Origin of the sequence: Paraburkholderia sp. RAU6.4a (genome assembly GCF_050435625.1) — a bacterium.
GTDB classification, from domain to species: Bacteria; Pseudomonadota; Gammaproteobacteria; order Burkholderiales; family Burkholderiaceae; genus Paraburkholderia; species Paraburkholderia tuberum.
Genome location: NZ_JBNDKQ010000003.1, coordinates 2,543,471 through 2,569,317 on the forward strand (window position 1 = coordinate 2,543,471; position 25,847 = coordinate 2,569,317).

22 protein-coding genes and 2 pseudogenes are annotated in these 25,847 nt (G+C 63.4%); 10 read left to right on the forward strand and 14 right to left on the reverse strand.

The genetic code is table 11. From position 1 onward, the window contains the following. Positions 1-85: 85 nt before the first annotated feature. Positions 86-871: a histidine utilization repressor gene (gene hutC / locus OKW40_RS36315; RefSeq protein WP_429493767.1), complete on the forward strand. Its 786-nt coding sequence runs from the start codon at positions 86-88 to the stop codon at positions 869-871. Positions 872-891: 20 nt separating this feature from the next. On the opposite strand, the gene hutC (OKW40_RS36320) is transcribed toward hutC (OKW40_RS36315), so the two are convergent. From hutC (OKW40_RS36320) to OKW40_RS36340, 5 genes are all read right to left on the reverse strand, one after another. Beyond that, the gene (gene hutC, locus OKW40_RS36320; RefSeq protein WP_184038599.1) at positions 892-1,704 is read right to left on the reverse strand and encodes a histidine utilization repressor; all 813 of its coding nucleotides are present in this window, start codon (positions 1,702-1,704) and stop codon (positions 892-894) included. Continuing rightward, positions 1,701-2,588 carry an amino acid ABC transporter ATP-binding protein gene (locus OKW40_RS36325; protein WP_429493768.1) on the reverse strand — a complete coding sequence of 296 codons (888 nt, stop codon included), beginning with the start codon at positions 2,586-2,588 and terminating at the stop codon, positions 1,701-1,703. The genes hutC (OKW40_RS36320) and OKW40_RS36325 overlap by 4 nt, the downstream gene beginning before the upstream one ends. A 13-nt stretch (positions 2,589-2,601) precedes the next feature. After that, complete coding sequence (locus tag OKW40_RS36330; protein WP_429403261.1) at positions 2,602-3,264, reverse strand: amino acid ABC transporter permease; 663 nt, start codon at positions 3,262-3,264, stop codon at positions 2,602-2,604. A 28-nt stretch (positions 3,265-3,292) separates the two neighbouring features. Next, positions 3,293-3,943 (reverse strand): amino acid ABC transporter permease, encoded by a 651-nt coding sequence (locus OKW40_RS36335; RefSeq protein ID WP_018420800.1) that lies wholly within the window; start codon positions 3,941-3,943, stop codon positions 3,293-3,295. 88 nt (positions 3,944-4,031) lie between these two features. After that, complete coding sequence (locus OKW40_RS36340) at positions 4,032-4,859, reverse strand: transporter substrate-binding domain-containing protein (RefSeq protein ID WP_026225860.1); 828 nt, start codon at positions 4,857-4,859, stop codon at positions 4,032-4,034. A gap of 239 nt (positions 4,860-5,098) precedes the next feature. Between OKW40_RS36340 and OKW40_RS36345 the strand changes: the two genes are divergently transcribed. Next, the gene (locus OKW40_RS36345) at positions 5,099-6,073 is read left to right on the forward strand and encodes an isopenicillin N synthase family dioxygenase (RefSeq protein WP_429353901.1); all 975 of its coding nucleotides are present in this window, start codon (positions 5,099-5,101) and stop codon (positions 6,071-6,073) included. 11 nt (positions 6,074-6,084) lie between these two features. Continuing rightward, complete coding sequence (locus OKW40_RS36350) at positions 6,085-7,533, forward strand: FAD-binding oxidoreductase (protein ID WP_429493769.1); 1,449 nt, start codon at positions 6,085-6,087, stop codon at positions 7,531-7,533. A gap of 18 nt (positions 7,534-7,551) precedes the next feature. Here OKW40_RS36350 and OKW40_RS36355 read toward each other — a convergent pair whose 3' ends face one another. The 3 genes and pseudogenes from OKW40_RS36355 to OKW40_RS36365 form a co-directional block, all read right to left on the reverse strand. Further along, positions 7,552-7,725, reverse strand: a complete 174-nt coding sequence (locus tag OKW40_RS36355; protein WP_429493770.1) for a hypothetical protein — start codon at positions 7,723-7,725, stop codon at positions 7,552-7,554. Between the two features lie 312 nt (positions 7,726-8,037). After that, positions 8,038-11,455 (reverse strand): annotated as a pseudogene (locus OKW40_RS36360) (alpha/beta fold hydrolase). 252 nt (positions 11,456-11,707) lie between these two features. Then, positions 11,708-12,499, reverse strand: a complete 792-nt coding sequence (locus OKW40_RS36365) for a hypothetical protein (RefSeq protein WP_429403257.1) — start codon at positions 12,497-12,499, stop codon at positions 11,708-11,710. A 564-nt stretch (positions 12,500-13,063) separates the two neighbouring features. Between OKW40_RS36365 and OKW40_RS36370 the strand changes: the two genes are divergently transcribed. The 3 genes from OKW40_RS36370 to OKW40_RS36380 are packed head-to-tail and all read left to right on the forward strand — an operon-like array spanning position 13,064 to position 14,696. Beyond that, on the forward strand, positions 13,064-13,807 hold the full coding sequence (locus tag OKW40_RS36370) for a DUF2515 family protein (protein WP_429493771.1): 744 nt from the start codon (positions 13,064-13,066) through the stop codon (positions 13,805-13,807). After that, positions 13,738-14,076: a DUF2515 family protein gene (locus tag OKW40_RS36375; RefSeq protein ID WP_429494001.1), complete on the forward strand. Its 339-nt coding sequence runs from the start codon at positions 13,738-13,740 to the stop codon at positions 14,074-14,076. Before OKW40_RS36370 ends, OKW40_RS36375 begins: the two co-directional genes overlap by 70 nt. A 2-nt stretch (positions 14,077-14,078) precedes the next feature. Continuing rightward, entirely contained in the window at positions 14,079-14,696 is a 618-nt protein-coding gene (locus OKW40_RS36380; protein ID WP_429493772.1) for a flagellar biosynthesis sigma factor, read from the forward strand. Positions 14,697-14,703: 7 nt separating this feature from the next. Here the strand turns inward: OKW40_RS36380 and OKW40_RS36385 are convergent, their stop codons facing one another. Together OKW40_RS36385 and OKW40_RS36390 are read right to left on the reverse strand one after the other, a co-directional pair. Then, the gene (locus OKW40_RS36385; protein ID WP_184066977.1) at positions 14,704-14,937 is read right to left on the reverse strand and encodes a hypothetical protein; all 234 of its coding nucleotides are present in this window, start codon (positions 14,935-14,937) and stop codon (positions 14,704-14,706) included. Then, positions 14,907-15,860, reverse strand: coding sequence for an integrase arm-type DNA-binding domain-containing protein (locus tag OKW40_RS36390; protein WP_429494002.1), 954 nt, complete (start codon positions 15,858-15,860; stop codon positions 14,907-14,909). The genes OKW40_RS36385 and OKW40_RS36390 overlap by 31 nt, the downstream gene beginning before the upstream one ends. A gap of 414 nt (positions 15,861-16,274) precedes the next feature. Here OKW40_RS36390 and OKW40_RS36395 point away from each other — a divergent pair, with 414 nt between their 5' ends. After that, the gene (locus OKW40_RS36395) at positions 16,275-18,167 is read left to right on the forward strand and encodes a hybrid sensor histidine kinase/response regulator (protein WP_429493773.1); all 1,893 of its coding nucleotides are present in this window, start codon (positions 16,275-16,277) and stop codon (positions 18,165-18,167) included. 46 nt (positions 18,168-18,213) lie between these two features. Here OKW40_RS36395 and OKW40_RS36400 read toward each other — a convergent pair whose 3' ends face one another. The 4 genes from OKW40_RS36400 to OKW40_RS36415 all read right to left on the reverse strand — a co-directional run bounded on the left by OKW40_RS36400 (position 18,214) and on the right by OKW40_RS36415 (position 21,858). Next, positions 18,214-18,981, reverse strand: a complete 768-nt coding sequence (locus OKW40_RS36400; RefSeq protein WP_429365324.1) for a response regulator — start codon at positions 18,979-18,981, stop codon at positions 18,214-18,216. A gap of 251 nt (positions 18,982-19,232) precedes the next feature. Next, entirely contained in the window at positions 19,233-19,430 is a 198-nt protein-coding gene (locus tag OKW40_RS36405; RefSeq protein ID WP_090806107.1) for a hypothetical protein, read from the reverse strand. Further along, positions 19,405-20,409: a cytochrome d ubiquinol oxidase subunit II gene (gene cydB / locus OKW40_RS36410; protein ID WP_429493774.1), complete on the reverse strand. Its 1,005-nt coding sequence runs from the start codon at positions 20,407-20,409 to the stop codon at positions 19,405-19,407. The genes OKW40_RS36405 and cydB overlap by 26 nt, the downstream gene beginning before the upstream one ends. A 24-nt stretch (positions 20,410-20,433) precedes the next feature. Further along, positions 20,434-21,858, reverse strand: coding sequence for a cytochrome ubiquinol oxidase subunit I (locus OKW40_RS36415; RefSeq protein WP_184067000.1), 1,425 nt, complete (start codon positions 21,856-21,858; stop codon positions 20,434-20,436). A 624-nt stretch (positions 21,859-22,482) separates the two neighbouring features. Here OKW40_RS36415 and OKW40_RS36420 point away from each other — a divergent pair. From OKW40_RS36420 to OKW40_RS36430, 3 genes and pseudogenes are all read left to right on the forward strand, one after another. Next, positions 22,483-23,305, forward strand: a pseudogene (locus OKW40_RS36420) (alpha/beta fold hydrolase). Between the two features lie 357 nt (positions 23,306-23,662). Beyond that, complete coding sequence (locus tag OKW40_RS36425) at positions 23,663-24,457, forward strand: NAD-dependent epimerase/dehydratase family protein (RefSeq protein WP_184067005.1); 795 nt, start codon at positions 23,663-23,665, stop codon at positions 24,455-24,457. Between the two features lie 45 nt (positions 24,458-24,502). Beyond that, positions 24,503-25,801 carry an MFS transporter gene (locus OKW40_RS36430; protein WP_429493775.1) on the forward strand — a complete coding sequence of 433 codons (1,299 nt, stop codon included), beginning with the start codon at positions 24,503-24,505 and terminating at the stop codon, positions 25,799-25,801. The last annotated feature ends 46 nt before the right edge of the window (positions 25,802-25,847 follow it).

A 25,847-nucleotide genomic window follows, 5' to 3' on the forward strand; every position in this document is an offset into this window, starting at 1 on the left:
AACCGGGTAAGATTGGGCCCGGCCGTCGGAGAACCGGCCACGGTGTACCTCATGTACCACCGGCGAACCACCGATGAGGTTTGGAGTGAAAACAACGACACAGGCGCGTATAGCGCCCGCCGCACAGGCCGGGCAGAAACAGCATTCCGCCGAACGCGAACGCGATCGCGACACGCCGGTCAAGGCGATGCCCGCCTACGAGCAGATCAAACGCTACGTGCTTCAGCGCATCAGCGAAGGCGCATGGAAGCCGGGCGGGCTGATCCCTTCCGAAACGGAACTGGTCAAGGAGTTCGGTGTCGCGCGCATGACGGTGTCGCGCGCGCTGCGCGAGCTGACCGCCGAGCGCGTGCTCACGCGCGTGCAAGGCTCGGGCACCTTCGTCGCGCCGCAGCGGTATGAATCGACGGTGCTGGAGATCCGCAATATCGCCGATGAAATCGGCGCGCGCGGTCATCGTCATTCGGCGCGCGTGCTGACGCTCGAACCGAGCGACGACGCCGACGCGCTCGAAGCGCTCGGTCTCGCGAACGGTCCCGCGTTTCATTCGTGCATCGTGCACAGCGAGGAGGGCGAGCCGATCCAGTACGAGGACCGCTTCGTCAATCCGAAGGTGTTCCCTGAATATCTGCAGCAGGACTTCTCGGTCGAAACGCCGAATCACTACATGGTGCGGCTCGCGCCCGTGCAGCGCGCCGAGTTTCGCATCTACGCGCAAAAGCCCGACGCCCATGTGCGGCGTCATCTGATGATGGATATCGGCGAGCCGTGTCTGCTGCTGTGGCGGCGCACGTGGGTCGGCGAGAACGTCGCGACGTCGGTGCGGCTATGGCATCCGGCGTCGCGTTTTCATCTGGCGGGGACCGTCTAGTACGGTTTCTGAAGCGCGCGTTATCCCTGGCGCTGCGAGGTATTCGGCGAAAAGCGGCAGCCGAGCCGGTAGCGCGAACCCGGATGCACGAAACGCGCGAACGTCACGGCGACGCCGCCCGTCCACGTGCGGCGCGTCAGCGTCAGGCACGGTTCTTCGGCGTGAATTTCGAGCAGCTCTGCTTCGGCAGGCGTCGGCAGCGCCGCGTCGACCACGTGTTCGAGATCGTGCATCGGCACGACCGTCAGCAGATACTCGGACGGCTTCAGCGCCGAGAAATCGTGCTGCAGAAAATCCGGCGCGACGGCCGGATTCACATAGCGATCTTCGAGCTGCACCGGCAGACCGTTCTCGCGATGCACGCAGATCACGTGAAACACCGAAGCGCCCGGCGCCAGCCCCAAGGCGTTCGACACCGTGACCGACGCGGTCTCGCGCTGCAACAGCACCATATCGCAGCGATAAGCGTGGCCGCGCGAGCGGATCTCGTCGCCGATATGGGCGATCATCAATAGCGTGGACTGCGGCTTGTTCGGCGCGACGAAAGTACCGACGCCCGATAGGCGCGTGACGAGCCCCGCGTCGGCGAGTTCGCGCAGCGCGCGGTTGACCGTCATGCGCGAGACGCCGAGCGTCGCGACGAGGTCGAGCTCCGAAGGCAGACGGTCGCCCGCCTGGCGTTCGCCCGAGCCGATGATCTGGCGAATGTGCTGTTTGACCTGCTCGTAGCGCGCGGCCGGCGCTTCGTCGCTGCCGCGCGCGATTTTGGCCGCGGCGCTGGCCGCGCTGGCGGACGATTTGCCATGAGGCTTGTTGCGAACGGTGGCGCTCATAGGGGCGGGGTGTCGTCGAGGCCGCGCGTCCAGAACGCATTGCGGTCGAAGTAGTTTTGCAGAAACTGCCGCAGACGCGGCTGCGCGGCATCGTGAAAGACGTCGCGCGGTTTGCCCTGCACGGCGATGCGGCCTTGATCGATGAACACGACCTTGTCGGCGACCTGCGCGGCAAAACCCATTTCGTGCGTGACCACGGCCATCGTCATGCCGTCGCGCGCGAGCTGCTTCATCACCTGCAGCACCTCGCCGACCAGCTCCGGATCGAGCGCCGAGGTCGGTTCGTCGAACAGCATGATGTGCGGCTCCATCGCGAGTGCGCGCGCAATCGCGACGCGTTGCTGTTGACCGCCCGACAGTTTCGCCGGATACGCGTCGCCCTTGTGCGAGAGGCCGACCGTCTCCAGCATCGCGCTCGCGCGGCGGCGCGCTTCGTCATGCGACAGGCGCCGCACGCGCAGCAGTGCTTCCATCACGTTGCCGAGCGCGGTCATGTGCGGCCACAGGTTGAACTGCTGGAACACCATGCCGACGTTGCGGCGCACGCGGTTGATCTCGCCCTGCGAGGCGCGCACGCGTTTGCCGTTGCGCTCGGTATAGCCGAGCAGCTCGCCTTCGATGCACACGTCGCCGTGATCGTAGGTTTCGAGCGCGGCGAGGCAGCGCAGCAGCGTGCTCTTGCCCGAGCCCGACGGCCCGATGACGCAGACCACTTCCGAGCGCGCGATCTCGAGATCGACGCCGCGCAGCACCTCGACATCGCCGAAGCGTTTGCGCAGATCGCGCACCTCGATCAGCGGCGCGACATTCGATGCGTTCGCCGTTGCGCTGGCGGACGGCGCGGAAGATTGCGCGGGGGAGGACATGTCGGCGATGGCGTTCATAGGTGTTCCGGAATCATGCCATGAAGCGTGCGAGGCGGGCTTCGGCCCACATGCCCGCGCGCGAGGTCAGCTCGACTAGAGCGAGATAGCACACGCACAGCACCAGCAGGGTTTCGACGAAAGCGAAGGTGGCCGAGCCGATGCCGGTCAGCACGAACGTCAGTTCGGGCACCGTGACGATCGACAGCACTGCCGTTTCCTTGCTCAACACGATGATCAGATTGGTCAGCGCGGGCACGATCAGCACCAGCATCTGCGGCGCCTGGATGCGCAGGATCGCCTGCCAGCGCGTGAGTCCGAGACACGCCGCCGCTTCGAGATGGCCTTTGGGCACCGACTGGAAGCCGGAGCGGAACGCCTCGGCGAAATACGCGCTGCCGTAGAGACCGAGGCCGACGATGCCGGCCGTCATCGGTTCGAGCGTGATGCCGATGGACGGGCCAGCGTAGTACAGCAGAAACAGCTGCACGAGAAACGGCGTGCCGCGCAGCAACTCGATGTAGACACGCAACGTGGCGCGCAGCCAGCGTCCGCAGAACAGTTGCAGCACCGCGATCAGGAAGCCGATCACGAGACCGATCGCGACGCCCGCGGCCCAGCTGGCGAGCGTCGTCGCGAGGCCGGCGGCGATCGGCTGCAGGTTGTGCGTGATGACGGTCGGGTCGAACGTTTGCATGGCGAGGTTCGCTTAAACGTGAGTCGATTCAGGCGTGCTGCAAACGGTGTTCGGCCGCATGCGCGACCAGCGCGAGCGAACCGCAGATCACGAAGTAGATGAGCCCGGCCGCGACATACGCTTCGAGCGGCCGGTAGGTGCTCGCGGCGATGTTCTGCGCGGTGCGCGTCAACTCGGCGACGCCGACCACCGAGATCAGCGAAGAAGCCTTGATCAGCAGCACCATTTCGTTGACGAGCGACGGCAGCGTCAAACGGAATGCTTGCGGCACCAGAATGCGCCGCAGCGTATCGAGCGGGGAAAGCCCGAGCATGCGCGCGGCTTCGAGATGTCCGGGCGGAATGCTCAGAAAACCGCCGCGCAGAATTTCGGCGATATACGACGCGGAGCACAGCGACACCGTGCTGATCGCGGCGACGATCGGCGACACGTTGATGCCGGCGAACGGCAGCAGGTAGTACACGAGCAGCAACTGCACGAGCATCGGCACGCCGCGAAAGAAGAACACGTAGGCGCCGCCCGCGAGGCGCGCGGCGCGATGCTGCGACAGCCGCGCGGTGCACACGCCGATGCCGACGAAGAATCCGATCACGAGCCCCGTCAGCGAAATGCCGACGGTGGCGAGCGCCGCATGCAGCAGCAGCGGCAGGCCCTGAACGAAGACGGTCGTGTTGAACATGGGTCGCGGCCGATGGAAGGGGAAGGGCGACGCGCGCCGCGCTACGGCGAAACGATTGCACGATGCGGGACGCCCACGTTGAAGACGCTCAGTAGTTCGGCGTGGGCATCGTGGACGGCATCTCCATCGCGACACCGAACCACTTTTTCTGCAGCGCGGCGAGGCGGCCATCCTTCTGCATCTTCACGAGCGCTGCGTTGAACGCGTCGGCGAGCGGTTTGCTGTCGGCGTCCTTACGCAATGCATACGCGAAGTACACCTTCGCGCCGAACGGCGGCTGCACGACCGCGAACATCTCGGGGCGCTGCTTCGCGACATACGCGATGTTGGTCATCGAGTTCGCTGCCGCGGCGATGCGGCCCGCCGCGAGGTCCGCATAAGCCTGATTGTTGTCGACGTACTCGCGGATTTCAGGCTGCTTCGGCAGCGTGGCCGCGTAGCTCTTCAACTGGTCCAGCTGCGCGGTGCCTTTGCCCGCGCCGACCGTCTTGCCCGCGATATCCGACGATTGCTTGATCGACGCATCGTTCGCGCGCTTGAGCAGCGCGTCGGTCGCATCGGCGACGGGCAGCGTGTACGTGTAGCGTTCCATGCGCGCCTTCGTGACCGTCAGCGGGCCGCCGACCATATCGAACTTGCCCGCTTCGAGACCGGGCAGCACACTCGGCCACGGCAGATCGATGAAGCGCACCTTCACGCCGATTTCCTTGCCGATTTCCGCGAACAGTTCCTTGTTGAAGCCGGCTTGCTGACCGTTCTCGAGAAAGTCGAATGGCGCGAACTGCATTTCGGTGCCGACCACCAGTTCGCCGGCTTTCTTCACTTTGGCGAGCTGGTCTTCGGCGTGCGCGGCGACGCTTGCCGCGCACAGCGCCAGCATGACCAGACGACATTTCCAGCCTGCAAGGATACGCATGGGGTTCTCCGGGGGCGAATTGGTGTTGGGTCGCCGGCGTGTCGAAGTGTTCGTTCCAGACCCGCCGCGCCGGCGGCGCGATGCGGGCCTCGCTGGGCAGTATATACCGCGTTTCCGGCGAAAAATAAATGCTCGCTTGAGTAGAGAAAAGCCCTGATATCGACGCGTGCGAAGCAACTTGCGGCGCTGCTTTTGGCGGTATATACCACTGCAATACCGATCCTCGAAGGAGCCGCGCGATGCCCGTGACCCGCATTCCGATCATCGATGTCGCCGGCGTGCGCGCGGGCGATCAGCAGGCGCTCCGACGCGTCGCGAAGGAAATTCATGAAGCCTGTACGACGATCGGTTTTTTCTACATCGTCAATCACGGCGTGCCGCAAGCGAAGATCGATGCCGCCGCGCAGGCCGCGCGCACTTTCTTCGCGTTTCCGGTCGACACGAAACGACGCGCGGCGGTCAATCATCGGCATCGCGGCTTCAATGCGCTTGGCGACGCGACGATGTATCAGGCGAAGCGGCCCGATTACAAGGAGTTCTTCAGCATCGGCCTCGAACTGCCGGAAGACGATCCCGACGTGCTGGCGGGCCAGGCACTACGCGGGCCGAACAATTGGCCGGACTTCATGCCCGGGTTGCGGCCGGTGCTGTATGACTATTACGAAGCGGTCGGCGCGTGCGGGGCCGATCTGCTGCGCGCGGTCGCGGTGAGTCTCGGCATCGAAGAAAATTTCTTCGCGCCGCGCTACACGAAGCGCATGCAGCGCACGCAAATGGTCTACTACCCGCCGCAGCCGCCGCAGTCGGGCGAAGATCAGTTCGGCGTCGCGCCGCACACCGACTACGGCTGCATCACATTGCTGTGGCAGGATCAGGTCGGCGGCCTGCAGGTGCGCGAAATCGCCAACGATACGTGGGTCGAGGCGCCGCCCGTCGAAGGCAGCTTCGTCGTGAACGTCGGCGATCTGCTCGCGCGCTGGACCAACGACCGCTTCCGCTCGACGCTGCATCGCGTGATCAATGCATCGGGGCGCGAGCGCTATTCGATCGCGACGTTCTACGATCCGACCTACGGCGCGCTCGTTGATCCGCGCGAGCTCGGCGCGAGCGACGCGCAAAGCAAATATCAGCCGGTCGCCGCGGGCGACTATATCCTCGGCCGCATCAACGATTCGATGGGCTACCGCAAGAAACTCGCCGCTACCGCACAGTAAGGACCACCTGCATGACAGAACCGAGCATCACCGACGACAAGACGACCCAGACCGCAACCGCAACCGCAACCGCAACCGCACCGCTCGCGACGACGCTCGAGGCCTTGCGCGCCGCGCTCGGCGTCGACGCGGTGCGCGTCGGCGAACAGATCGGCGAACGCGCGCTGACCGACTGGACGCGCCACGAGCCGACGCGTCCGGCGGCGCTGCTGATGCCGCGCACGACCGACGAAGTATCGCGTGCGCTCGCGATCTGCCACGCCGCGCATCAGCCGGTGGTACCGCAAGGCGGTATGACCGGACTCGCGGGCGGCGCGATCGCGCGCGCCGACGATATCGCGTTGTCGCTGGAACGCCTGAGCGGCGTCGAAGAGCTCGACGCGGCGTCGGCCACGCTGACCGTACGTGCCGGCACCACGTTACAGGCCGCGCAGGAAGCCGCCGAAGCCGCGGGCTTCGAACTCGCGCTCGACCTCGGCGCGCGCGGCTCATGCCAGATCGGCGGCAATCTCGCGACCAACGCGGGCGGCAATCGCGTGATCCAGTCCGGCACCGCGCGCGACCAGGTGCTGGGGCTCGAAGTGGTGCTCGCCAATGGCGACGTGCTCAGTTCGCTCGGCAAGATGGTCAAGAACAACACCGGCTATGACCTGAAGCACTGGTTCATCGGTTCGGAGGGCACGCTCGGCGTGATCACGCGCGCGGTGCTGCGGCTGCATCCGCGACGTGCGGCGCGCCATACGGCGCTCGTCGCGCTCGACGATTACGATGCCGCGGTGAGCCTGTTGCGCCGTCTCGCGACGCGCTTCGGCAACGACATCGGCGCGTTCGAGATCATGTGGCCGGACTTCTACGATTTCGGCGTGAAGCTGACCGGCGCGCGCTCGCCGTTCGACGCCGCGCATCCGCTCTATGCGCTGATCGAACACGCGGGCTTCGATGCCGACGACGCGGGCGAACGTTTCGCCCAGGCGCTGACCGATGCGCTGCAAGCGGGCGCGCTGCGCGACGCGGTGATCGCGCAATCGGTCGCCGATGCGCGCGCGCTATGGGCGATCCGCGAGTGCACCGCGGAGTTTCCGATCAAGCTCGATCCGATCAACTTCGACGTGAGTCTGCCGATCGGCGAGATCGGCACGTTCGTCGACCGTTGCCGCGCGGCGCTCGATCAGCGCTGGCCCGGCAACGAAGCGTATTTCTTCGGGCATATCGGTGATTCGAATCTGCATCTGACCGTGGATGGTCATTCGATTCCGGGCGTCGATCATCACGCGGTCTATACGTTCGTCTACGAGATGCTGAGGCCGTTGCGCGGGTCGGTGTCGGCGGAACATGGCATCGGTTCGCTGAAGCGCGAGTTCCTGCCGATTTCGCGCTCGCCGGCCGAGCTTGCCGCGATGGTCGCGATCAAGCGTGCGCTCGATCCGAACGGCATTTTGAATCCGGGCAAGCTGTTCTGAGTTTCGATGAGAAGCAAATCAACGACTTCTGTCTCGCGTGCAAGTCCGCCATATTTTCACGATCAGCACATAAAGAACGATCGCCATAATCAGATCTATGGCCGTCATTGCGGCGATGTAAAGCAGTTCATGATCGGCCACTTCGAGCTTATCGGAGATTTCGATCAATATTTGCTGCTGCTCCAGCGTCATGGGTGATGGGTACGTGTGGACATACCGCACCGATAACAAAAACAAAGCCAAAAAAAGAAACAGCTTGCAAAGTCTACGGGCAAGTGTCGCCAATTGTCGTTACCTCGATCCATCCGTAAGCGTGTAGCCCTGAACTTTGCGCCTCGGCTTTACGAGAGGGTCGATACTAACGTATTAATCGCGCCTCGTGATTTTGAGATAATGGTCGAACGAATCCACGCAATATTGCGACACGCCGGCTTCTATCAAAATCTCTTGTTTTATGCCTGGCTTTATTGTCCGAATGCGTGGCGCATCGGCAATGCAGCCGTGTCAATGCGCATTCAGATAGCCGACGATCAACGGATAAACATCGACCGCCGCGTTCTTGCCGAAGATGCAGTCGATATGCCCATACCCCGGGATCAGATGCCGCTCGTACGGCTGCTCGGGGAAGCGCTTGCGCAGCAGCTCGTAAGTGCGCGCGGTGCTGACCGGCAGATAGGTTTCGTTCTTCTCGCCGTGAATGAAGCCGATCGGCAAACGCATGCCCTCGAGTCCTTTCATGCCGTCCGCGCCGGTCAGATACACGTCGTCGCCGCGCGCATCGACGACCTGGCCCGCGCGCACCATCGTGGCCAGATGCTGGAACACGGCCATGTCGTGAATGCCGAACAGTTCCTGCAGGTTCGCATGCAGCGCCTCGTTCAGCTTGTCGTGCTCGTAGAGCAGGCCATACAGGAACGTCGCGCGATGACAGATCGGATTGCCGCAGCCCTCGCCGTGATCGAGCGGATAGAGACGCAGCGCTTCGTCGAACAGGTTCGCGGGCCACGAATCTTCCTGCGTATAGGCGGTGAGGTCGCGTATGCGCAGATGCTGCATCAGGTCGGGAATATGCAAGCCGGCCTTGATCCGTTGCAACGTGCCCGGCACCGGATGCGCGGACACCTGCGAAATCACCGCCGAGCGCACGCCGTCGAGTCCATGGAGAAGCGACATGCTGAGCGCGAGGCCGCCCAGGCAGTGGCCGAGTACCTGAATGTTCGGCGCGCCGGTCACTTCGCGAATCTTCGCGACGGCGGCGGGAATGTCCTCGCGCGCGACTTTGTCGACGTTGGTCGGCACGAGCACGCTCGGCAGTTCGATGCTGACGCGCAGATCGACGAGCCACACGTCGTAGCCCGACGCGTACAGATATTCGACGAGGTTGGTCGGTATCAGATCGGTCGAGAAGATGCGGCTCGATACGCCCGAGCCGTGGATCAGCAGGATCGGCTTCGCGGCTTTGCCCGCGGCCGGACCGCAGTAGCGCGTGAGCTTGAGCCGCGTGCGGTCGGGGTGTGTCGAAGTACGTGACCTGCGGCGCCGGCGCGCGCAGCGTGCGTTTCGCGCGCGGCGGTATGTACGGATCGTAGAACTGCAGCGGCGCGGCCACGCCGCCGTATTCGGTAAACAGCACGCCCGCGAAGAACTTGCCGAACTTCAGCGTCCATTCGAGGCGCGTCTTCAGGTCGGGCGCGTGTGTGACTTCGAGCGTGCGCTGCTGCTTCAGGAAGTTTTCGGGCGTGATGATCAGCGTCGCGGTGCCGACGATGGGCGCATCGTCCTGCGCCGCGGCGCGAATCTCCGCATACAGCGTGTTGGTCTGCTCCCACAGGTTGATCGGCGACGTGCGCGTGATGATCTTCTTGCCGGTCAGATACCAGGTGTTGCCTTCGACCGCGTCGAGCGTCATCCGGTAGTTCATGTTGCGTTCGTCGAGGTCGGATTCGTCGACGACGAACAGGTTGAACGTGCCGTCGCTGATCGTCAGCGGTTGGGCGGACAGGGCGGGGCAGGTCAGTGTGCCGGCGGTGCGCGCGAGGTGATTCGGGTTGCTCAGCATGTCGGCGAGATCGTCGGACTCGACCGTCAGCGTGAATTCGATCGCGCTCTTCGCGGCTTCGCCCGCCACGCTGGGCGTGTAGGTGCCGACCATCGTCTCGGTGAAGCGCAGGCCGATCTTCTGTGCGGGCGGCGCGGCGGCGGTGCCCTTCGACATGTAGTCGATCGACCAGTCGTGCGCTTTGGCCAGCAGCGCGCAATTGCGCTCTGCGAGCGCGGAGATGGTCAGGAGCGGATTGACGCCGAGCGACATCGGCATCACCGCGCCGTCCATCACGTAGAGGCCGTCGTGCACCGCGATGCCGACCGTGCCGCTGAACACGCGGCCCAGATGATCGACCACGCCATGCGCGGCGTCCTCGCCCATGCCGCAGCCGCCGAGCGGATGCACGGTGACGGTGTGCCGGCCGGCGATCTTCGTCGAAATCGGGTTGCGCAGATATTTGCCGCCGAGCGGTTTGGTCGCCTCGATCAGCACGTTCTCGATGCTCTGGAAAATCGGCTGGCGTCCCGCGTTTTTCCATTCGATGCGCGCACGGCCTTTGTCGCCGACTGTGATGCGGCCGCTTTCGTCGTCGTGCGCCATCACGAGGTAGCTTTGCGTGTGATTCAGCGCACCGTGGTACGGGCCGCGGATCAGGCTTTCGAGCGCACGCGCGTCATAACTCATGCGCTCGAGCAGCGACGGGGCCCCAGCCGCATCCACGCCTTCGAGCGGCGCGACCGCGCCGAGCATGCCGACGAGCGCCTCGCCGACCGCACCGGCCAGCGAGCCTTCCTCGATCACATAGCCATCCCTGACGTTTTTCTCGTCGGCGCGATTGTCGATCAGGCCGGTGATGGTCGGCCCGACCGGCGGAATCTGCCCCGGCTTGTGCTCGCCCCAGCCGACGCCGTTGATCGTGTCCCTGGTGTTGTACGCGAAGGCGAGCACGTCGCCGTTGCCGGTGAAATGCTGGCCGAGCATCTCCGACGTGCTCAAGCCCGCGTCGCGCGAGCGCAGCAGCAGCGCGGTCGAGCCGATCGTGCCCGCCGCGACGATGACGATATCGGCCAGCACGAACAGATCGGGCGCGTCGTAGCTTTCGCGGCCGAGCTTCACGAGCTGGAAGTTGACCTTCCATTGCTGCGTGTCGGGATCGCGCAGCACCGAATGCACGGCCGTGCCGGTGAAAATCTGCGCGCCGTGGGCGACCGCGTCGGGCAGATAGTTCATGTGGGTCGAATTCTTCGCGTCGTAGTTGCAACCGGAGTTGCAATCGCCGCAACCGACGCAGCGCTGCTGCTCGACGCCCGCCGCGTTCGGGCCGTCCTTGAACGTGACCGTGATCGGCGGACGGCTGAAGCGGTCGGCCATGCCGAGCGCCTGCGCCGATTTTTCGAGCGCCTGCAGCTTCGGCAGCGGCGGGAAGTCGTCGGGCACCGGCGACGGTGACAGCATTTTCCAGGCGAGCGCATAGCCGTCGTCGCGTCCGGCTTGGTCGGCGCGCAGCGCGGCCGGCCAGCGCGGGTCGTCCCACAGGCGCGGATCGGCCTCGAGCGCGACGTTCGCATTGATCAGCGACGTCCCGCCGAGCCCACAGCCCACCACCGCGTTGACGTCTTCGTTCACGTGCACTTCGATCAGCGCGACCGGCGAACCGATCTGCGCCTCGGCCGTGTTGTACTGGATCTGCTCGGCGCCCTGCACGGGCGTGCGCGGATACTCGCCGGCCATGAATTCGCGGCCGCGCTCGAGCACGCACACGCGACGGCCCGCGCGCGCCATGCGGCTCGCGGCGATCGCGCCGCCGTAGCCCGAGCCGATCACGACCACCTCGTAATGCCGTTGCAGCGCCGTCGGCGCGCTCGATAAGCGGTTCATCAGGACCACCTCGTCTGTAATCGAATGCGGGGAACGGAAGCTCGACTTCGGAACAAAGACGGCGTGCTGCGGGAGCTTTTTTATCGTAGGCGGAATATCGGCGCAAAAAAAGCGCGCCGTGGAGGGCGCGCCGAAGTCGTAGCGTGCGAGGTTCAGGGCGGCACGCCCGGCCGGCCGTTGCCGGGTGTACCCGGCCGTACGGGCATGCGCACTTATCGCGCTTCTTATGTGGCCTGTTGGTTATCCGAACTATTACGCGGCCACTTCATTGAATTCGCTATCGCTCGATTCCGCCGCGAGCAGATTCAGCGCAACCAGAATCGCCGCGCGATTGTCGACGTCGATCTCGATGCCGAGCGCGTCGGTGAGCCAGCGGCCGAGCTTGGTGTTGGAAAATTCCTCGGCGCCGGCCGTCTTTTTCATGGTGACGCCGAGTTTGACGGCGCGATAGTGATAAGAGGGCACCCGATGCCGAGCCGCGACCGCCGAAAGCCCGCCTTTGCCTTCGGAGCACCAGCCGAGGCTGCCGGCCAGCACGATCCGCTCGGGTTCGTCGAGCCCTTCGATGAACTCGCGCGCCGCGCGCCGCACGCGCTGTTCGTCGAGGCCGTATTGCAGCAGCACGCTTTCCACCGGGTCTTCGAGCGCGTGCGCGTGCAGATCGATTTCCTGCGCGACGCCCTCGGTCTCCATCGACACATTGCGCTGATGGCACGCGCTGCGCAGGCAGTCGATCAGATAGCGGCGGAAATACGCGCATACCGCGTAGCTGTTGGACGGTGCGCTGTCGGCGCGCGCGTTAGTTTCGGTGTGGCCGGGCGCGAGGCGCAACACCTTCGCGTAGATGAACTGAGCGACCAGTTCTTCCTTGTCCTCGCCGAGCGCCTGCAATTCGAGCGGGTGGTAGGTCCGCAACGCGCGCTTGACCAGGTCGACCATCGACACCATTTCGTCCGCTGAGAGCCGGGTGCGCCTGCGCCACAGATCGGGGAGGATCGCGTCGTCGAGTTGGCGGGCGAACTCGTAGCTCGGGACTGCGCCCATGGAAAACCTCCGTCGGTTGGCAGGGAGCGCGGCGAGCCGCGGCGCGTGGGCCGCGAGTCGAGGGAAGGTGGCTGAAATGCCGCGCTGAAACGTGAATGCAGTATGGTTCGCGGCAAGGCCGTCGCCTATATGGATTAAGTGTTAGCCGATGGGTAAACCGCCGGGTAAACCAGCCTGATTTTTAAGCGCGCGCAGAAAACCCTTGGACATCAGGCGCTTACGGCGATAGCTAGTCAGGCGAAGAACCTGAATTTCTCAGTAAATAGCGCTGGAACTGCTGCGCGCCATCGAGCCGCATCTCGACGCGGTTGTGTGTTACGCGAGCACGATGAACGAATACGAGCCAAACCGGATCGTGTACAGAATCCGGGGATTGCTTGCCATGCAACCGGAAACCTGTTCTCACGGCGAGGATTGGGATGACTGCCCTGACTGCCGTCACTGACAACTTAATTGTGATTTTTTGTTAAGTCGAACCGGTCTTGTAGACAAGTAACTTGTTGTAGGGTATTCGCATGAATGTTCGTTGTACGACTCAAATAACAAAAGGAAAGGCTGGCGAGCATGGCTAGACAGGGATGTGAAAACCCGAGATGTCCGATCTGTTACCCCAACTGGAAGGAGGAAGAGGCCGCCGCAAAAAAGCGAGCGGAAGATGACAAGCAGGACTGTATCGACTGCTGGCGCTTCTATCAGAAGCAGGCCGAAGCCATCGTCGCCGTAGACGATCCGATTGCACGCAACCGCCGTATCAACGCCGCCTATGCACAGTTGTGGCTTGATGATCATCGCATCCAGTGGGCCGGGCTTGCTGCGTTCGCGTCGAAGCAGGTAGGTTGCGGGTTGTTGAACGCTGCCGAGTTGATTCACAAGTCCAATCAGCAGCGCAACGCCTATCAACAATGGGAACGGCAAAGCTCGCCTCTGGAAAGGCTGTCGCCATATGGATCGCCGCGCATGCCTGTGCCGGATCAGGCAACCGGCGAAGGCGCGACCAAGGTGTATCAGATGCTCGCCAAGGGCAATACGGCCTTGTTCCTCGACATCTGGCCGCTGCACATGTTCTATAAACGATTTGGGCTCCAGCGGTTCAAGCGGTGTCTCAAGGAGCGCGCGGCGCTGCGTGGCTCGGTCGTATGGCCGATTGCGGATAAAGTGCCTTTCGGCGAGCCGCAACTTGAAACCGTTCAGGCTTTGAGGCAATTGATGCCGGTAACATCACGAAAGGTGTTGAACGGCTGGCATGGCATGAACAGGTCAATATCTTGCAGCCGGCTATGTACAACGATCCGATGTTTGCGATGCTGATGCGGGCTAATCAGTTCGCATGGGCGTTAAACATTCCGACTAGCTCGGCACGCGAGATTCAGTTGACGCTTGCGAACCAGTGCACTGTAACGGGAGCGAACGCCCAAATTGAAATTTTCAGTAAGCAGCCGCTCGCCAACCTTGCCGATCCTGGTCAGCGGATGGCGTTCGTAATGCGCGCAGCCCAGCGGTTTGACGACCTATTGCGCAACCCGACAGAGAAGCACATGGTCGAGAATTCCATCTTTCTAGTTGCGCATCCGAGATAGCTATGTCGCGTAAAAAAATCAGACGGCTCGTGTATCTGGGGTGCTTGGTGATTGGCTGCACTATCGTAGGGGGTATCTACGCGGTGACTAGACCTGCTGATGAAGTTCTACTGACGATCGGGGAGCCTTACGAACAGGTGCGCCAGCAATCGCGCTCGACCCTGCCGGCCGCCGAGCCGGGCGCGAATTGGGGCGGCGTAATCAACCGTCCGGCTAGGCTGCGTTTTACCGATCCTCAGTACGGGTTCTCGACCCCTGTTGCAAAGTTCATGGCTGTGAGCTACGACGAGCACGGTAAGGTCGATTCCGTTCGGATGTCACCACAGGTCACGATCTTGCCGCTCGACGAGACGATGGCGATTGTCTTGGACTTGGAGGAGCAGCTTCGTCGAGGCGGCTGGCGGCAGATTCTGGTTGAAGACTCCCCGCCCCTTGAGGACACGCCGACTGTGCGAGCTAAGGTACGCGGATGCGCGGCCCCTACTGGCTATTGGCAGGCGGGCGACAAATATCAGCTTGGCCTGAACGTCCGTTGTTTCCGGACAGATTCTCATCCGGACTTAGAGCGTTACCTGATTACCTTGGATGTCGCTTCGCCTTGGCTGGAAGCCAATCGGTAACCAGAAATCACAGGGTGTGATCGAGTAGCAGCGTTTCGACGTCGAAGCTATCAACAGGCGTTGACAGTAGTGTGCCGAGGTAGTGCCCCAGGCGTTGCCAGGCATCGCACATTTCGTTGGCGTAGCCGTACTGCTGGTAGACGCGCACCAGTTTCGGATTGACCTCCTGTCGATCCCGCTGTGGCGCGACGTGGTTTAGACACCGCTCGATCACGACAGGGGAGATGCCGAGCGATTGCATGAAAGTTGCGCCGGTGCGTCGCAGATCGTGAGGTGTCCAGCCACCCCCGGAGAGTACGAGCGAATCCCACAGTGGAGATGGTTTGCGATCCATGTTCCGCTTGCGCGTCGATAGATCCATATTGCAGCCTCAGTGTCCTCGCCCAGCGGAGTGTGCCGCACGCGACCCCACGTTTCCCGGTCGGGAGTCTCACGGGTTGCCGCGACCTTCAAATTGAGGTCACGCACTTCGTCTTCGGAGAGGGTCCGTGTCCGCAAGGAGACGTACCCCTTGCCGAACAGGCGGTCCAGATCGATCAGTTCGGTAGGCAGCACATCGATGAGGTCACGCCACGGCTTGCGGCGCTTGCCCCATTTGAACATGTGGTGCAGCTCGCCAAAGTGAGCGAGTGCGGTCGGCTTACGACCCGATGAGATGATCGCTTGCAGCACTTCAAGGAGGATCGAATCACTTACATCGTGTACACGTTTCTCCCCGAGTGACGGCAGGATGTTTTTCTCGAACGTGAGCTTGAGCCGCTTCTTGCATTTCCGGTTGACCCCGTGTTCCAGCCATGCGTCGCAGAGCTGGCGGAAGGTGGACCTCGTAATCTGTTCCTGTTCGACGCGGGCCGTATGCTCTGCAAGCAGCCGTTTTTCCAATGCCCGCTCGAGCGTGATCTGCTGGCGTACTGCTTGTTTTTGGCCGTTGGGATCAGCGCCAAGTGAGACACGAAGCTTGATGGCTTGATGTTTTTCGCGAATGGCGTTCAATGTGTCACGGGGCCAGGCACCCAGCGCCACTTCCTTCTGTTGCCCGTCGAACCGATAGCGATAGCGGAAGTGCACACTGATCGCGCCGGTTGCGGACACGTGAACCTTTCCTGCGACTCCATTGCCATCCCGGAGGACGCGTCCTTGGTCTATCGGCGTGAGTACGGCCAGTAGATTTTTCGGTCAATTCCCCCACAGCATTCCCCCACAGCGAACCGTTATGTCGGGGCAGTGTATAGAAGGCAGGAGTAAAACGGTAAACATGTTATTTGTTTTTAATCAACAGCTTAGTGTCTTTAAAATTGGTGCGACGCGACATAAAAACTCGCGATGGTAAACTGCCGGGTAAACCTTCCGGTGGATTGCTGACGATTCGTCTGAAGAGCGGGCATTCCGCCGTAGAATAGACCGCGCGGGCGGCGCATTCGGTCGCCCGATTCGACCCGCGGTTGCCACGAAGTGCCGGAGCGCCGCCGCTTCGTCAGTGTTTCGTCTCAACGAAGTTGCCATGCCCGCGCGATAAAGCTGCGTGGGATCGGCGTAAGCGCTAAAGCGCTCACGCCGATCGACAGAGGAGACCGCCCCATGCGGGCCGACCCGATCCAGCGTGCCATCGACGAAGACCTCGTGCGCGTGCTCTACGCGCAGGATCCGATCGCGTTCTTTTCGCACTGGTTTTCGATCGCGGTGCTGGTGGCGATCTACTGGCCGCATGTGCCGGCCCCGCCGCTGTTTATCGCGTGCTTCGTTTTTTATGCGCTCGCCAATTGCGCGGGCCTGGCGCTGTGGATTTGCAATCGCCGCTATCCGCAGCTCGTCTCGCCGCGCGACTGGATCTATCTGCACGCGCTGCGCGGCGTGCTCCTCTATAGCGGGCCGGGCTTCGCGGTGTGGTTCGCGTTCCAGAGTCCGCAAACCGATCTGCCGTTATTGCATACCGTACTGCTGGTGACGCTCGCGGCCGGCGTGTTCATGTCGAATGGGTTCGATCTCCTCAATTTTTCGACCTCGATTCCGTTTCTGCTGCTGCCGTCGATCGTGCTGCATTTCGGCTCGCATACGTTCGATCGCACGATTCTCGCGATCGTGCTCGCGTTCTTCTTCTGCGCGATCAACGTCTACGCGATGAGCTATCGCAAGCTGTTTCGCCAGGTCGTGCAGGCGCGTGTCGATCAGCAATACCTCGCGGAATCGCTGGCCGCGCAAAAGCGCGTCGCCGAAGAAGCGAGTCTCGCGAAGACGCGCTTTTTCGCGGCGGCAAGCCACGATCTGCGTCAGCCGCTGCATGCAATCGGCCTGCTTGCGGCATCTCTGAACGATCCGGCGGCGACGCCCGCGCAGCACGCGAAGACGGCCGGGCACATCGTCTATAACGTCGAGGCGCTCAATCAGCTGTTCAACCAGGTGCTCGATCTCGCGCGGCTCGAAAGCGGCGTGACCCAGGTGATCCGGTTGCACTTCCGGCTCTCCGAACTGTTCGAACGGGTCGGTAGCCAGTATCGTCCGCAGGCCGCGGCGAAGGGGCTCGCGCTGCGCATCGCGCCTACGACGATGGTCGTCTACGACGATCCGGTGCTGCTCGAACGCGTGTTGAGCAATCTGCTGTCGAACGCGGTGCGTTATACGGAGCAAGGCGCGATCTGGCTCGGCTTCCGGCGCGCGGGGCGACAGAAGGGCGGCTATATCGAGGTGCGCGATTCGGGCGTCGGCATGGCGCCGCAAGAGCACGAGCGCATTTTCGAGGAGTTTTACCAGGTCGAGAATCCGCAGCGCGACGCGCGTCAGGGGCATGGGCTCGGGCTGCCGACCGTCAGGCGACTCGTCGGCCTGCTCGGCGGCGAGTTGCAGCTGCGCTCGGCGCCGGGGCGCGGCTCGGTGTTCCGCTTTGCGGTGCAGGCGGGTGACGCGAGCGGCATCGTCGCGAGTCTGAACGATTCGGTCGCGGGCGGCCCGGCCGCGCAGGGGCGGCGCGTGCTGTGCATCGACGACGAGCCGTCGATACTCGAAGGCCTCGCGAGTCTGCTCGAGCGCTGGGGCTGCGACGTGCGCGGCGCGCGCGACGAAGCCGGCGCGCTCGCCGCGCTCGCGGACGGCTTCGTGCCCGACGCGGTGCTGTGCGACTACCAGCTCGCCAATCACCGCACCGGCGCGCAGGCGCTGAGCGCGATACGGGGCGTGCTTGCGCGGGAGGGGCACGGCAATGTGGTGACGCTGCTGATCACCGGCGATATGGCCTCCGCGGAGCTGACGGCGCTCGCGTTGCAGGGGATTCCGGTGCTGCACAAGCCGGTGACGCCGGCGCGCTTGCGGCGCACGCTGGAAATGCTGTGGCAGCAGGCGGAGCTCGATCAGGGGCGGCCGGCGGGTGCAGTGGTGTTGGGGGGCGGAGCGCCGGACGACCCACCGCCGTCGCCCGCCGCGGCCGGCTCGCCGCAAGCCGAAGCGGGCTCAGGCGCGCAAAGCGAAACGCAGCCTTAGAGGCTGGAAACCAAGACGGGTTGGGCTTGCGGCGCAGCACAAAGCGCTACAACGTCTTCCCGGCCTCCAGCCATCCATTGATTACGGCGATCGCCGTCGACCGGTTATGCACACCAAGCGCCCGAAAGATCACCGACAGATGCACCTTCACCGTGCCTTCGGCGACGCCGAGATCGCGCGCGATCATCTTGTTGGTCCAGCCGCGATGCACGAGCCGCATGATGTCCTGCTGACGTGGTGACAGGTTCTCCAGCAGATGCTGCTGATGCGGCTGCAGCGACGGTACCTGCGTGACCGGTTCGAGCTGCGGGACGGTGCCGGGGCCCGGCCCGCGGACGGCTTGCGCGGCGGCGCCCGGGGCCGGCACACGTGCCGATCCATCCGCATCGGCCCTCGCCTGCGTCTCGCGCGAGCCGAGCAGACTCAGCGCCTCCATCGGCACATAGGCACCGCCGGACAGCACCAGTTCGATCGCCTTCAGCATCACGCTGGCGGGCTGGCGCTTGGGGACGAAGCCGAGCGCCCCGGCCGCGAGCACCGCGCGCATCTCGTCGGGCGATTCCTCGGCGGACAGCACCACGACCGGCAGCGCCGGATTCGCCTTCAGCAGCGTTTCGAGCGACGTCGCGCCGCTCATGCCCGGCATATGCAGATCGACGATCGCGAGATCGTGATTCGCGTCGGGTCGCGCGGCGGTCGCAAGGGTTTCCCAGCTGTCGGCTTCGTCGAACTGGGCGTCGGGATCGAAGCCGCGCAGCATGCCTTTGACGCCTTGCCGGATCAGTTCATGGTCGTCGGCTACAAGAAACTTCATGATGTCTCCGCGAGTCGAGCCTGTCCGTTGAGGGCTGCCGCCGTTGCGCATGCCGCAGTTGCAGGCTGCGCAGCTGCGACGCGCGTGGCCGGCTGCCGGCATCGTTCGCTGCGCTTCGTGATGTTAAGGCAGGTCTCCCGCGCATAGGTTCCGGCTTGCTACGTAGACGAGCCGCGCGCCCCGTTTTTGAAGCGCTGACGCGCACGATCCGGAAGGTTATGCCCGCCGGATCGACACGGGTTCGCGCGCCGCTATCTGACCGCGAACAGCGTCGCATTCATCAGAAGCCTGAAGGCGAAGCCGAGCGACATCGCCGCGGTCACGCCGAAGCACCATAGCGCGATGAACCAGAGCCAGCCCGGCAGTTTGCGGCTGGGCGTTGCGGCAGTGGCGGTGGGAGCCGACGCACTGGCACCCCGCGTTTCAGTGATAGTGATGTTGGTCGCCATGACGCACCTTGCCTCGAAAGACCCAGTAACCCATCGTCGTATAGGCGACGATGATCGGCAGGATCACCGCCGCGCCGGCCAGCGTGAACGTCTGGCTCGAGCGTGGCGCGGCGGCTTCCCATAGCGTGATGCTCGACGGAATCGCATACGGCCACAGACTCACGAGCAGCCCGAGATAGCCGAGCAGCACGATCGCCAGCGCGAGCACGAACGGCGTGTTGTGATGGCGCGCGCGCACCGCGCGATGCATGAAGAACGCGCAGATCGCGACGAGGAACGGCACCGGCAGCAGACGGTAGAAGATCCCGTCATGGAACCAGCGTTGCGCGATGCCCGCATCCATCAGCGGCGTCCACAGGCTCACGAGCGCGACGAAGCCGAGCAGCACCAGCGTCAGCGGCCAGACCACGCGATGCAGCCGTCGCTGCAGATCGCCCTCGGTCTTCGCGATGAGCCAGCAGCAGCCGAGCAGCGCGTAGGTCGCGACGAGTCCGAGGCCCGTCAGCAGGCTGAACGGCGTGAGCCAGCCGAACGCGTCGCCGGCATAGGCGCCATCGGCGACCGGAATGCCTTGCAGGAACGCGCCGAGCACGATGCCCTGGAAGAACGCCGCGCCCGCCGAGCCGCCGATGAACGCGAGATCCCACAGATGCTTCGTGCGCCGCGACTTCGCGCGGATCTCGAACGACACGCCGCGAAAGATCAGGCACACGAGCATGAACACGAGCGGCAGATAGAGCGCCGACAGCACGGTCGAGTAGACGACCGGAAACACCGCGAACAGCGCGGCGCCGCCGAGCACGAGCCAGGTTTCGTTGCCGTCCCACACCGGCGCGACCGTGTTCATCATCAGGTCGCGTTCCTTTTCGTCGGGGAAGAACGGAAAGACGATGCCGATGCCGAGGTCGAAGCCGTCCAGCACCACGTACATGAAAAGACCCAGCGCGATGATCGCGGCCCATACGACGGTTACGTCCATTTTTTCTTTCTCTCGAAGCGTAGGTTAGACGGCGTCGATCATCCGATCGGCGGCGGACAGCGGGCGGCGCGCGGTCTGCGCGGGCGTCGGCTGCGGCAGGCCGTGGGACATGTCGTGCGACTCGCCGCCAGGCAGCGCGGGACCGGAGCGCATCAGCTTCAGCATGTAGTAGATGCCGGTGCCGAACACGAGGAAGTAGACGGCCACGAACGTCATCAGCGACAGACCGACCTGCTGCGTGGTCAGCGGCGACACCGCCTGCGACGTGCGCATCACGCCGTACACGACCCACGGTTGACGGCCCGCTTCGGTGGTGACCCAGCCGGCCAGCAGCGTGATGAAGCCGCTCGGTCCCATCGCGACGCACAGCCGCTGGAACCACTTCGCTTCGAACAGGCGCCCGCGCCGGCGCAGCACCCAGGCCGCGATCGACATCGCGATCATCAGCACGCCGAGGCCGGCCATGATGCGGAAGCTCCAGAACACGACGGTCGAATCCGGCCGGTCCTGCGGCGGAAATTCCTTCAGACCGCGGATTTCGCCGTCCCAGCTATGCGTGAGGATCAGGCTGCCGAGGTGCGGCACCGACACCGCGTAGCGCGTGGTCTCCGCCTTCATGTCGGGGATGCCGAACAGGTTCAGCGCGGTACCGCCTTTTTCGGTATCCCACAAGCCTTCGATCGCCGCGATCTTCGCCGGCTGATACTTGCGCGTATTGAGGCCGTGCTGATCGCCGACGAATGCCTGGATCGGCGTGAGGATCAACAGCAGCCACAGCGCCATCGAGAACATCTTCTTGACGGCGGGATCGCGCCGGCCGCGCAGCAGATGCCACGCGCCGACCGCCGCGACCACCAGCCCCGCGACGATGAACGCCGCGAGCGCCATATGCGCGAGCCGGTAGGGGAACGACGGATTGAAGATGATCTTGAACCAGTCGAGCGGCACGACATGACCGTCGACGACTTCGAAGCCCTGCGGCGTCTGCATCCAGCTATTGGACGCGAGAATCCAGAAGGTCGAGATCAGCGTGCCGATCGCGACCATCAGCGTTGCGCCGAAGTGCGCGCGCGGACTCACGCGCTGCCAGCCGAACAGCATGATGCCGAGGAAGCCCGCTTCGAGAAAGAATGCGGTCATCACCTCGTACATCAGCAGCGGACCGGTGATCGGCCCGGCGAAACTCGAGAAGCCCGACCAGTTGGTGCCGAACTGATAGCTCATCACGACACCGGAGACGACGCCCATGCCGAAGGCCACCGCGAAGATCTTCGACCAGAACAGACAAAGATCTTTGTAGTAGGCCTTGCCGGTTTTCAGCCAACGCCATTCGAGAACGGCGATGAAACTGGCGAGACCGATGCTGAGCGCGGGGAAAACGATGTGAAAAGAAACGGTGAACGCGAATTGAATGCGCGCGAGATCGAATGCCGATAGTGCGGAGTTCATGATCCTGTTGTGCGTGATGGCCCGCGTGAGCGGACTTACGCGCGTCGACCGATGTCGGTGCGCACTGCGCTGGGCAGATGGCGCAAGAGTAGGGGATCGAAACAAAAAGTGTTGCGATGCGATGTGCGTCAAAAAACCGCCTTGTTTTATGCGAAATACGCTTATCGATGAGGCAAGCCGTTGTTGAATATCAAGTTTCTTTTGGCGGCTGATACGTGGCCGTGTGTGCCTTGGCGCGTGAGCTGCGTCAATCGACCGCGCTGCAGCAATGCGTTTCGCGCAGCCTTGAGCTGCAAGGTCGCGGGCGGTGTCTGTCGCCAGCCGACAATCGATCCATCCAAACCGACTTCGTCGGTGGGCGTGCTGGTCAGGCGATTTTTTTACTTCTACGATGCACGCTGCCGCGTGGCCGTTTCAGCTTTTTCTCTTCAGTATTCGTTGCGCATTATCCGTTCGCCATTCGTTTGGTGTTGATGTTATTTCGCGGCGGAATTCCTCAATAGGTCATGACTCATTGCCGCATTCGCACGGCGTTCTGTCATGCGTCGCGCGCATACTTCGTGAGCAGCTTGCGCTTCATCCACCTGCCGGCGACGGCAGACTTCATCGACAAGGAGTCAGCAGATGAGCACGATCAGGACGAAAGACGGTACCTCGATTTTCTACAAGGACTGGGGCCATGGAGCGCCCGGTCGTGTTTTCGCACGGCTGGCCGCTGACCGCCGATGCGTGGGATGCGCAGATGCTGTTTCTCGGCAGCAAGGGCTTTCGCGTGATCGCGCACGACCGGCGCGGTCACGGCCGCTCGGAGCAGCCGTGGGACGGCAACGAGATGGACACCTACGCCGACGATCTCGCCGCGCTGATCGAACATCTCGATCTGCAGGACGCGACGCTGGTCGGCCATTCGACAGGCGGTGGCGAAGTTGCGCATTACATCGGCCGGCATGGCACGGGGCGCGTCGCGAAGGCTGTGCTGATCGGCGCGGTGCCGCCGCTGATGCTGAAGACCGCCGATAATCCGCTCGGCCTGCCGATCGACGTGTTCGACGGCATCCGCAAGGGCGTCGCGGACGATCGCTCGCAATTCTTCAAGGATCTGGCCGTGCCGTTCTACGGCTACAACCGGGAGGGCGCGAAGGTGTCGCAGGGCGTGATCGATTCATTCTGGCGCCAGGGCATGGCCGGTTCGATCAAGGGGCTATATGACTGCATCGAGCAGTTCTCCGAAGTCGACTACACCGAAGATCTGAAGAAGATCGACGTGCCGACCCTGGTGCTGCACGGTGACGACGACCAGATCGTGCCGATCGACGCAGCCGGCCGACGCACTGCGGAAATCGTCAAGAACGCCACGCTGAAGGTTTATCCGGGCGGCCAGCACGGCATGTGCACGGTGGAGGCCGACAAGGTCAATGCCGATCTGCTCGAATTCATCGGCGCCTGAGCGAAGGTAACGATGTGATCTGTTGAGGGCGCGGGCGGCATACGGACGCCGCTCGCGTCGGACGCCACGCGCCCGCTGGCGTCGGGTAAATCCACTCCTGGAACAAAAAACCACTTTGAGTTATACGATGTCGCACGAACGCGACGTTCCTATGCCTTTGTTTTTTAAAGAGGTACGAAACCGCCGCGCAGTAATTTAGGGTAAATGCGGAGTTGAAATCCGCTTGTCCATCGTCGATAGTACGTTATCGTACAACTTGAGTGTGTTATGCGACGCGCGCAGCGCGATTCGCCGGCCGCTCAGATCCTCTGTCTGTTCTCTGAAGACCTCGCGCGCGGCGCAGTAAAAGGAACCCCTATGAAGAAGATTGCCCTGAGTGGTGCCGGCGGCCAGCTCGGCTCCGTGGTACGTGCTGAATTCGTCGCGCGTGGCGTGCCGTTGCGCTCGGCCGCGGGCTCCAAAGTACTGACGCCGCTCGTCGACGGCGAAGACGTGATGAACGGCGACCTGCGCGATCCGGCGGTGGTCGACCGTCTGCTGAACGGCGTGGACGTGCTGATCCATTTCGCCGGCACGAGCGTCGAGCGTCCGCTGCCCGAGATCATCGAGAACAACCTGCGCGGCCTCGTCGAAGTCTACGAAGGCGCGCGCCGCAACGGCGTGAAGCGCATCGTGTTCGCGAGCTCGAACCACGCGATCGGCATGTATCCGGTCACCGAGCATCTGAGCCTCGACTGCGAACTGCGCCCGGACGGCTTCTACGGCCTGTCGAAGGTGTGGGGCGAAGCGCTCGCGCGCATGTACTGGGACAAGCACGGCATCGAAAGCGTGTGCGTGCGGATCGGCAGCTGCCTCGAGCGTCCGACCGAGCAGCGCCATCTGAGCACCTGGTTCGGCCACAAGGACCTGATGCATTTCCTCGAGCGCTGCATCGAAGCGGAAGACGTCGGCTTCCTGACCATCTGGGGCGTGTCGGCCAATACGCGCAGCTGGTGGGACAACAGCGGCGCCGCGCGCCTTGGCTACGAGCCGAAGCAGAACGCCGAGGACTACGCGCAAGACATCCTGTCGCGCCCGAATCCGCTCGATGAGCTATGCCAGCGCTACCAGGGCGGTAGCTTCGTCGGCATCGACTATTCGCGCAAGGCTTAAGTCCCGTTCGGTTTGACGGGCATTGCAACACGAGGAGTAGCAGCAATGAAGATCAAGGGTATTCGCTGGTGGATGGTCGCGCTGGTCGCGGCCGGCCTGATCATCAATTACCTGGCGCGTAACACGTTGTCGGTTGCGGCTCCGACGATGATGAAGGAGCTGAACATCACGACCGAGCAGTATTCGCACGTGGTCGTGGCGTGGCAGCTCTGCTATGCGTTCATGCAGCCGGTCGCCGGTTTCGTGCTCGACACGATCGGCACCAAGGTCGGCTTCGCGGTGTTCGCGCTGGCGTGGTCGGTGGCGTGCGCGGCGGCGGCATGGGCGACGGGCTGGCGCAGCCTCGCAGTGTTCCGCGGGATCCTGGGTCTCGCCGAATCGGCCGGGATTCCGGCTGGCGTGAAGGCAACCAGCGAGTGGTTCCCGGCGAAAGAGCGGTCGGTTGCGATCGGCTGGTTCAACATTGGCTCGTCGATTGGCGCGGTGCTTGCGCCGCCGCTCGTCGTGTGGGCACTGTTTCACGGCCGCTGGCAACTCGCGTTCGTGATCGTCGGCGCGGCGGGTATCGTATGGAGCGTGCTGTGGATGATCATCTACAAGCATCCGCGCAACCAGAAGCTGCTGGGCAACGCGGAGCGCGACTACATTCTGAGCGGCCAGGAAGCGAAGCATCACGATGACATCAACGCGCCGAAGCGCAACTGGCGCGCGATGCTGGCGAGCCGCGATTTCTGGGCGATCGGTATTCCGCGAATTCTGTCCGAGCCGGCCTGGCAAACGTTCAACGCGTGGATTCCGTTGTACATGATGACCGAGCGTCACATGAACCTGAAGGAAATCGCGATGTTCGCGTGGATGCCGTTCCTCGCCGCCGACATCGGCTGCGTGCTCGGCGGTTATCTGAGCCCGCTGTTCCACAAGTACGCGAAGGTGTCGCTGTTCACGTCGCGCAAGATGGTGTTCGTGGTCGGTGCGTTGTTGATGATCGGGCCGGCGTGCGTCGGTCTCGTCGAGAGCCCGTACATGGCGGTGGCGCTGCTGTGCGTCGGCGGCTTCGCGCACCAGACGTTGTCGGGCGCACTGTACGCGATCACGTCGGACATGTTCGGCAGGCACGAGGTCGCGACCGCGACGGGCATGGGCGGCATGGCTGGATATCTGGGCGCCGCGGCGTTCACCGCGCTGTTCGGTGTGCTCGTCACGCAGATCGGCTATAGCCCGCTGTTCGTCGTGCTGGCGGTGTTCGATCTGATTGCCGCGGTCGTGGTCTGCCTGATGGCCAGGAGTTCGGAAAAGATGCCGGAGCCGAAGTGGGCGTCGGCCGGTGCGGTGACGGCGAAGTAAGGCGAAGTGCGCTCGGCTTTGGTGGGCCGATGTGGTGAAAGAAGCG

Bases quoted from the DNA above. Each gene is read 5' to 3' on its own strand.
- hutC (WP_184038599.1), bottom strand. From the start codon at position 1,704: ATGAGCGCCACCGTTCGCAACAAGCCTCATGGCAAATCGTCCGCCAGC.
- OKW40_RS36325 (WP_429493768.1), bottom strand. From the start codon at position 2,588: ATGAACGCCATCGCCGACATGTCCTCCCCCGCGCAATCTTCCGCGCCG.
- OKW40_RS36330 (WP_429403261.1), bottom strand. From the start codon at position 3,264: ATGCAAACGTTCGACCCGACCGTCATCACGCACAACCTGCAGCCGATC.
- OKW40_RS36335 (WP_018420800.1), bottom strand. From the start codon at position 3,943: ATGTTCAACACGACCGTCTTCGTTCAGGGCCTGCCGCTGCTGCTGCAT.
- OKW40_RS36340 (WP_026225860.1), bottom strand. From the start codon at position 4,859: ATGCGTATCCTTGCAGGCTGGAAATGTCGTCTGGTCATGCTGGCGCTG.
- OKW40_RS36345 (WP_429353901.1), top strand. From the start codon at position 5,099: ATGCCCGTGACCCGCATTCCGATCATCGATGTCGCCGGCGTGCGCGCG.
- OKW40_RS36350 (WP_429493769.1), top strand. From the start codon at position 6,085: ATGACAGAACCGAGCATCACCGACGACAAGACGACCCAGACCGCAACC.
- OKW40_RS36355 (WP_429493770.1), bottom strand. From the start codon at position 7,725: ATGACGCTGGAGCAGCAGCAAATATTGATCGAAATCTCCGATAAGCTC.
- OKW40_RS36365 (WP_429403257.1), bottom strand. From the start codon at position 12,499: ATGGGCGCAGTCCCGAGCTACGAGTTCGCCCGCCAACTCGACGACGCG.
- OKW40_RS36370 (WP_429493771.1), top strand. From the start codon at position 13,064: ATGGCTAGACAGGGATGTGAAAACCCGAGATGTCCGATCTGTTACCCC.
- OKW40_RS36380 (WP_429493772.1), top strand. From the start codon at position 14,079: ATGTCGCGTAAAAAAATCAGACGGCTCGTGTATCTGGGGTGCTTGGTG.
- OKW40_RS36385 (WP_184066977.1), bottom strand. From the start codon at position 14,937: ATGCAATCGCTCGGCATCTCCCCTGTCGTGATCGAGCGGTGTCTAAAC.
- OKW40_RS36395 (WP_429493773.1), top strand. From the start codon at position 16,275: ATGCGGGCCGACCCGATCCAGCGTGCCATCGACGAAGACCTCGTGCGC.
- OKW40_RS36400 (WP_429365324.1), bottom strand. From the start codon at position 18,981: ATGAAGTTTCTTGTAGCCGACGACCATGAACTGATCCGGCAAGGCGTC.
- OKW40_RS36405 (WP_090806107.1), bottom strand. From the start codon at position 19,430: ATGGCGACCAACATCACTATCACTGAAACGCGGGGTGCCAGTGCGTCG.
- cydB (WP_429493774.1), bottom strand. From the start codon at position 20,409: ATGGACGTAACCGTCGTATGGGCCGCGATCATCGCGCTGGGTCTTTTC.
- OKW40_RS36415 (WP_184067000.1), bottom strand. From the start codon at position 21,858: ATGAACTCCGCACTATCGGCATTCGATCTCGCGCGCATTCAATTCGCG.
- OKW40_RS36425 (WP_184067005.1), top strand. From the start codon at position 23,663: ATGAAGAAGATTGCCCTGAGTGGTGCCGGCGGCCAGCTCGGCTCCGTG.
- OKW40_RS36430 (WP_429493775.1), top strand. From the start codon at position 24,503: ATGAAGATCAAGGGTATTCGCTGGTGGATGGTCGCGCTGGTCGCGGCC.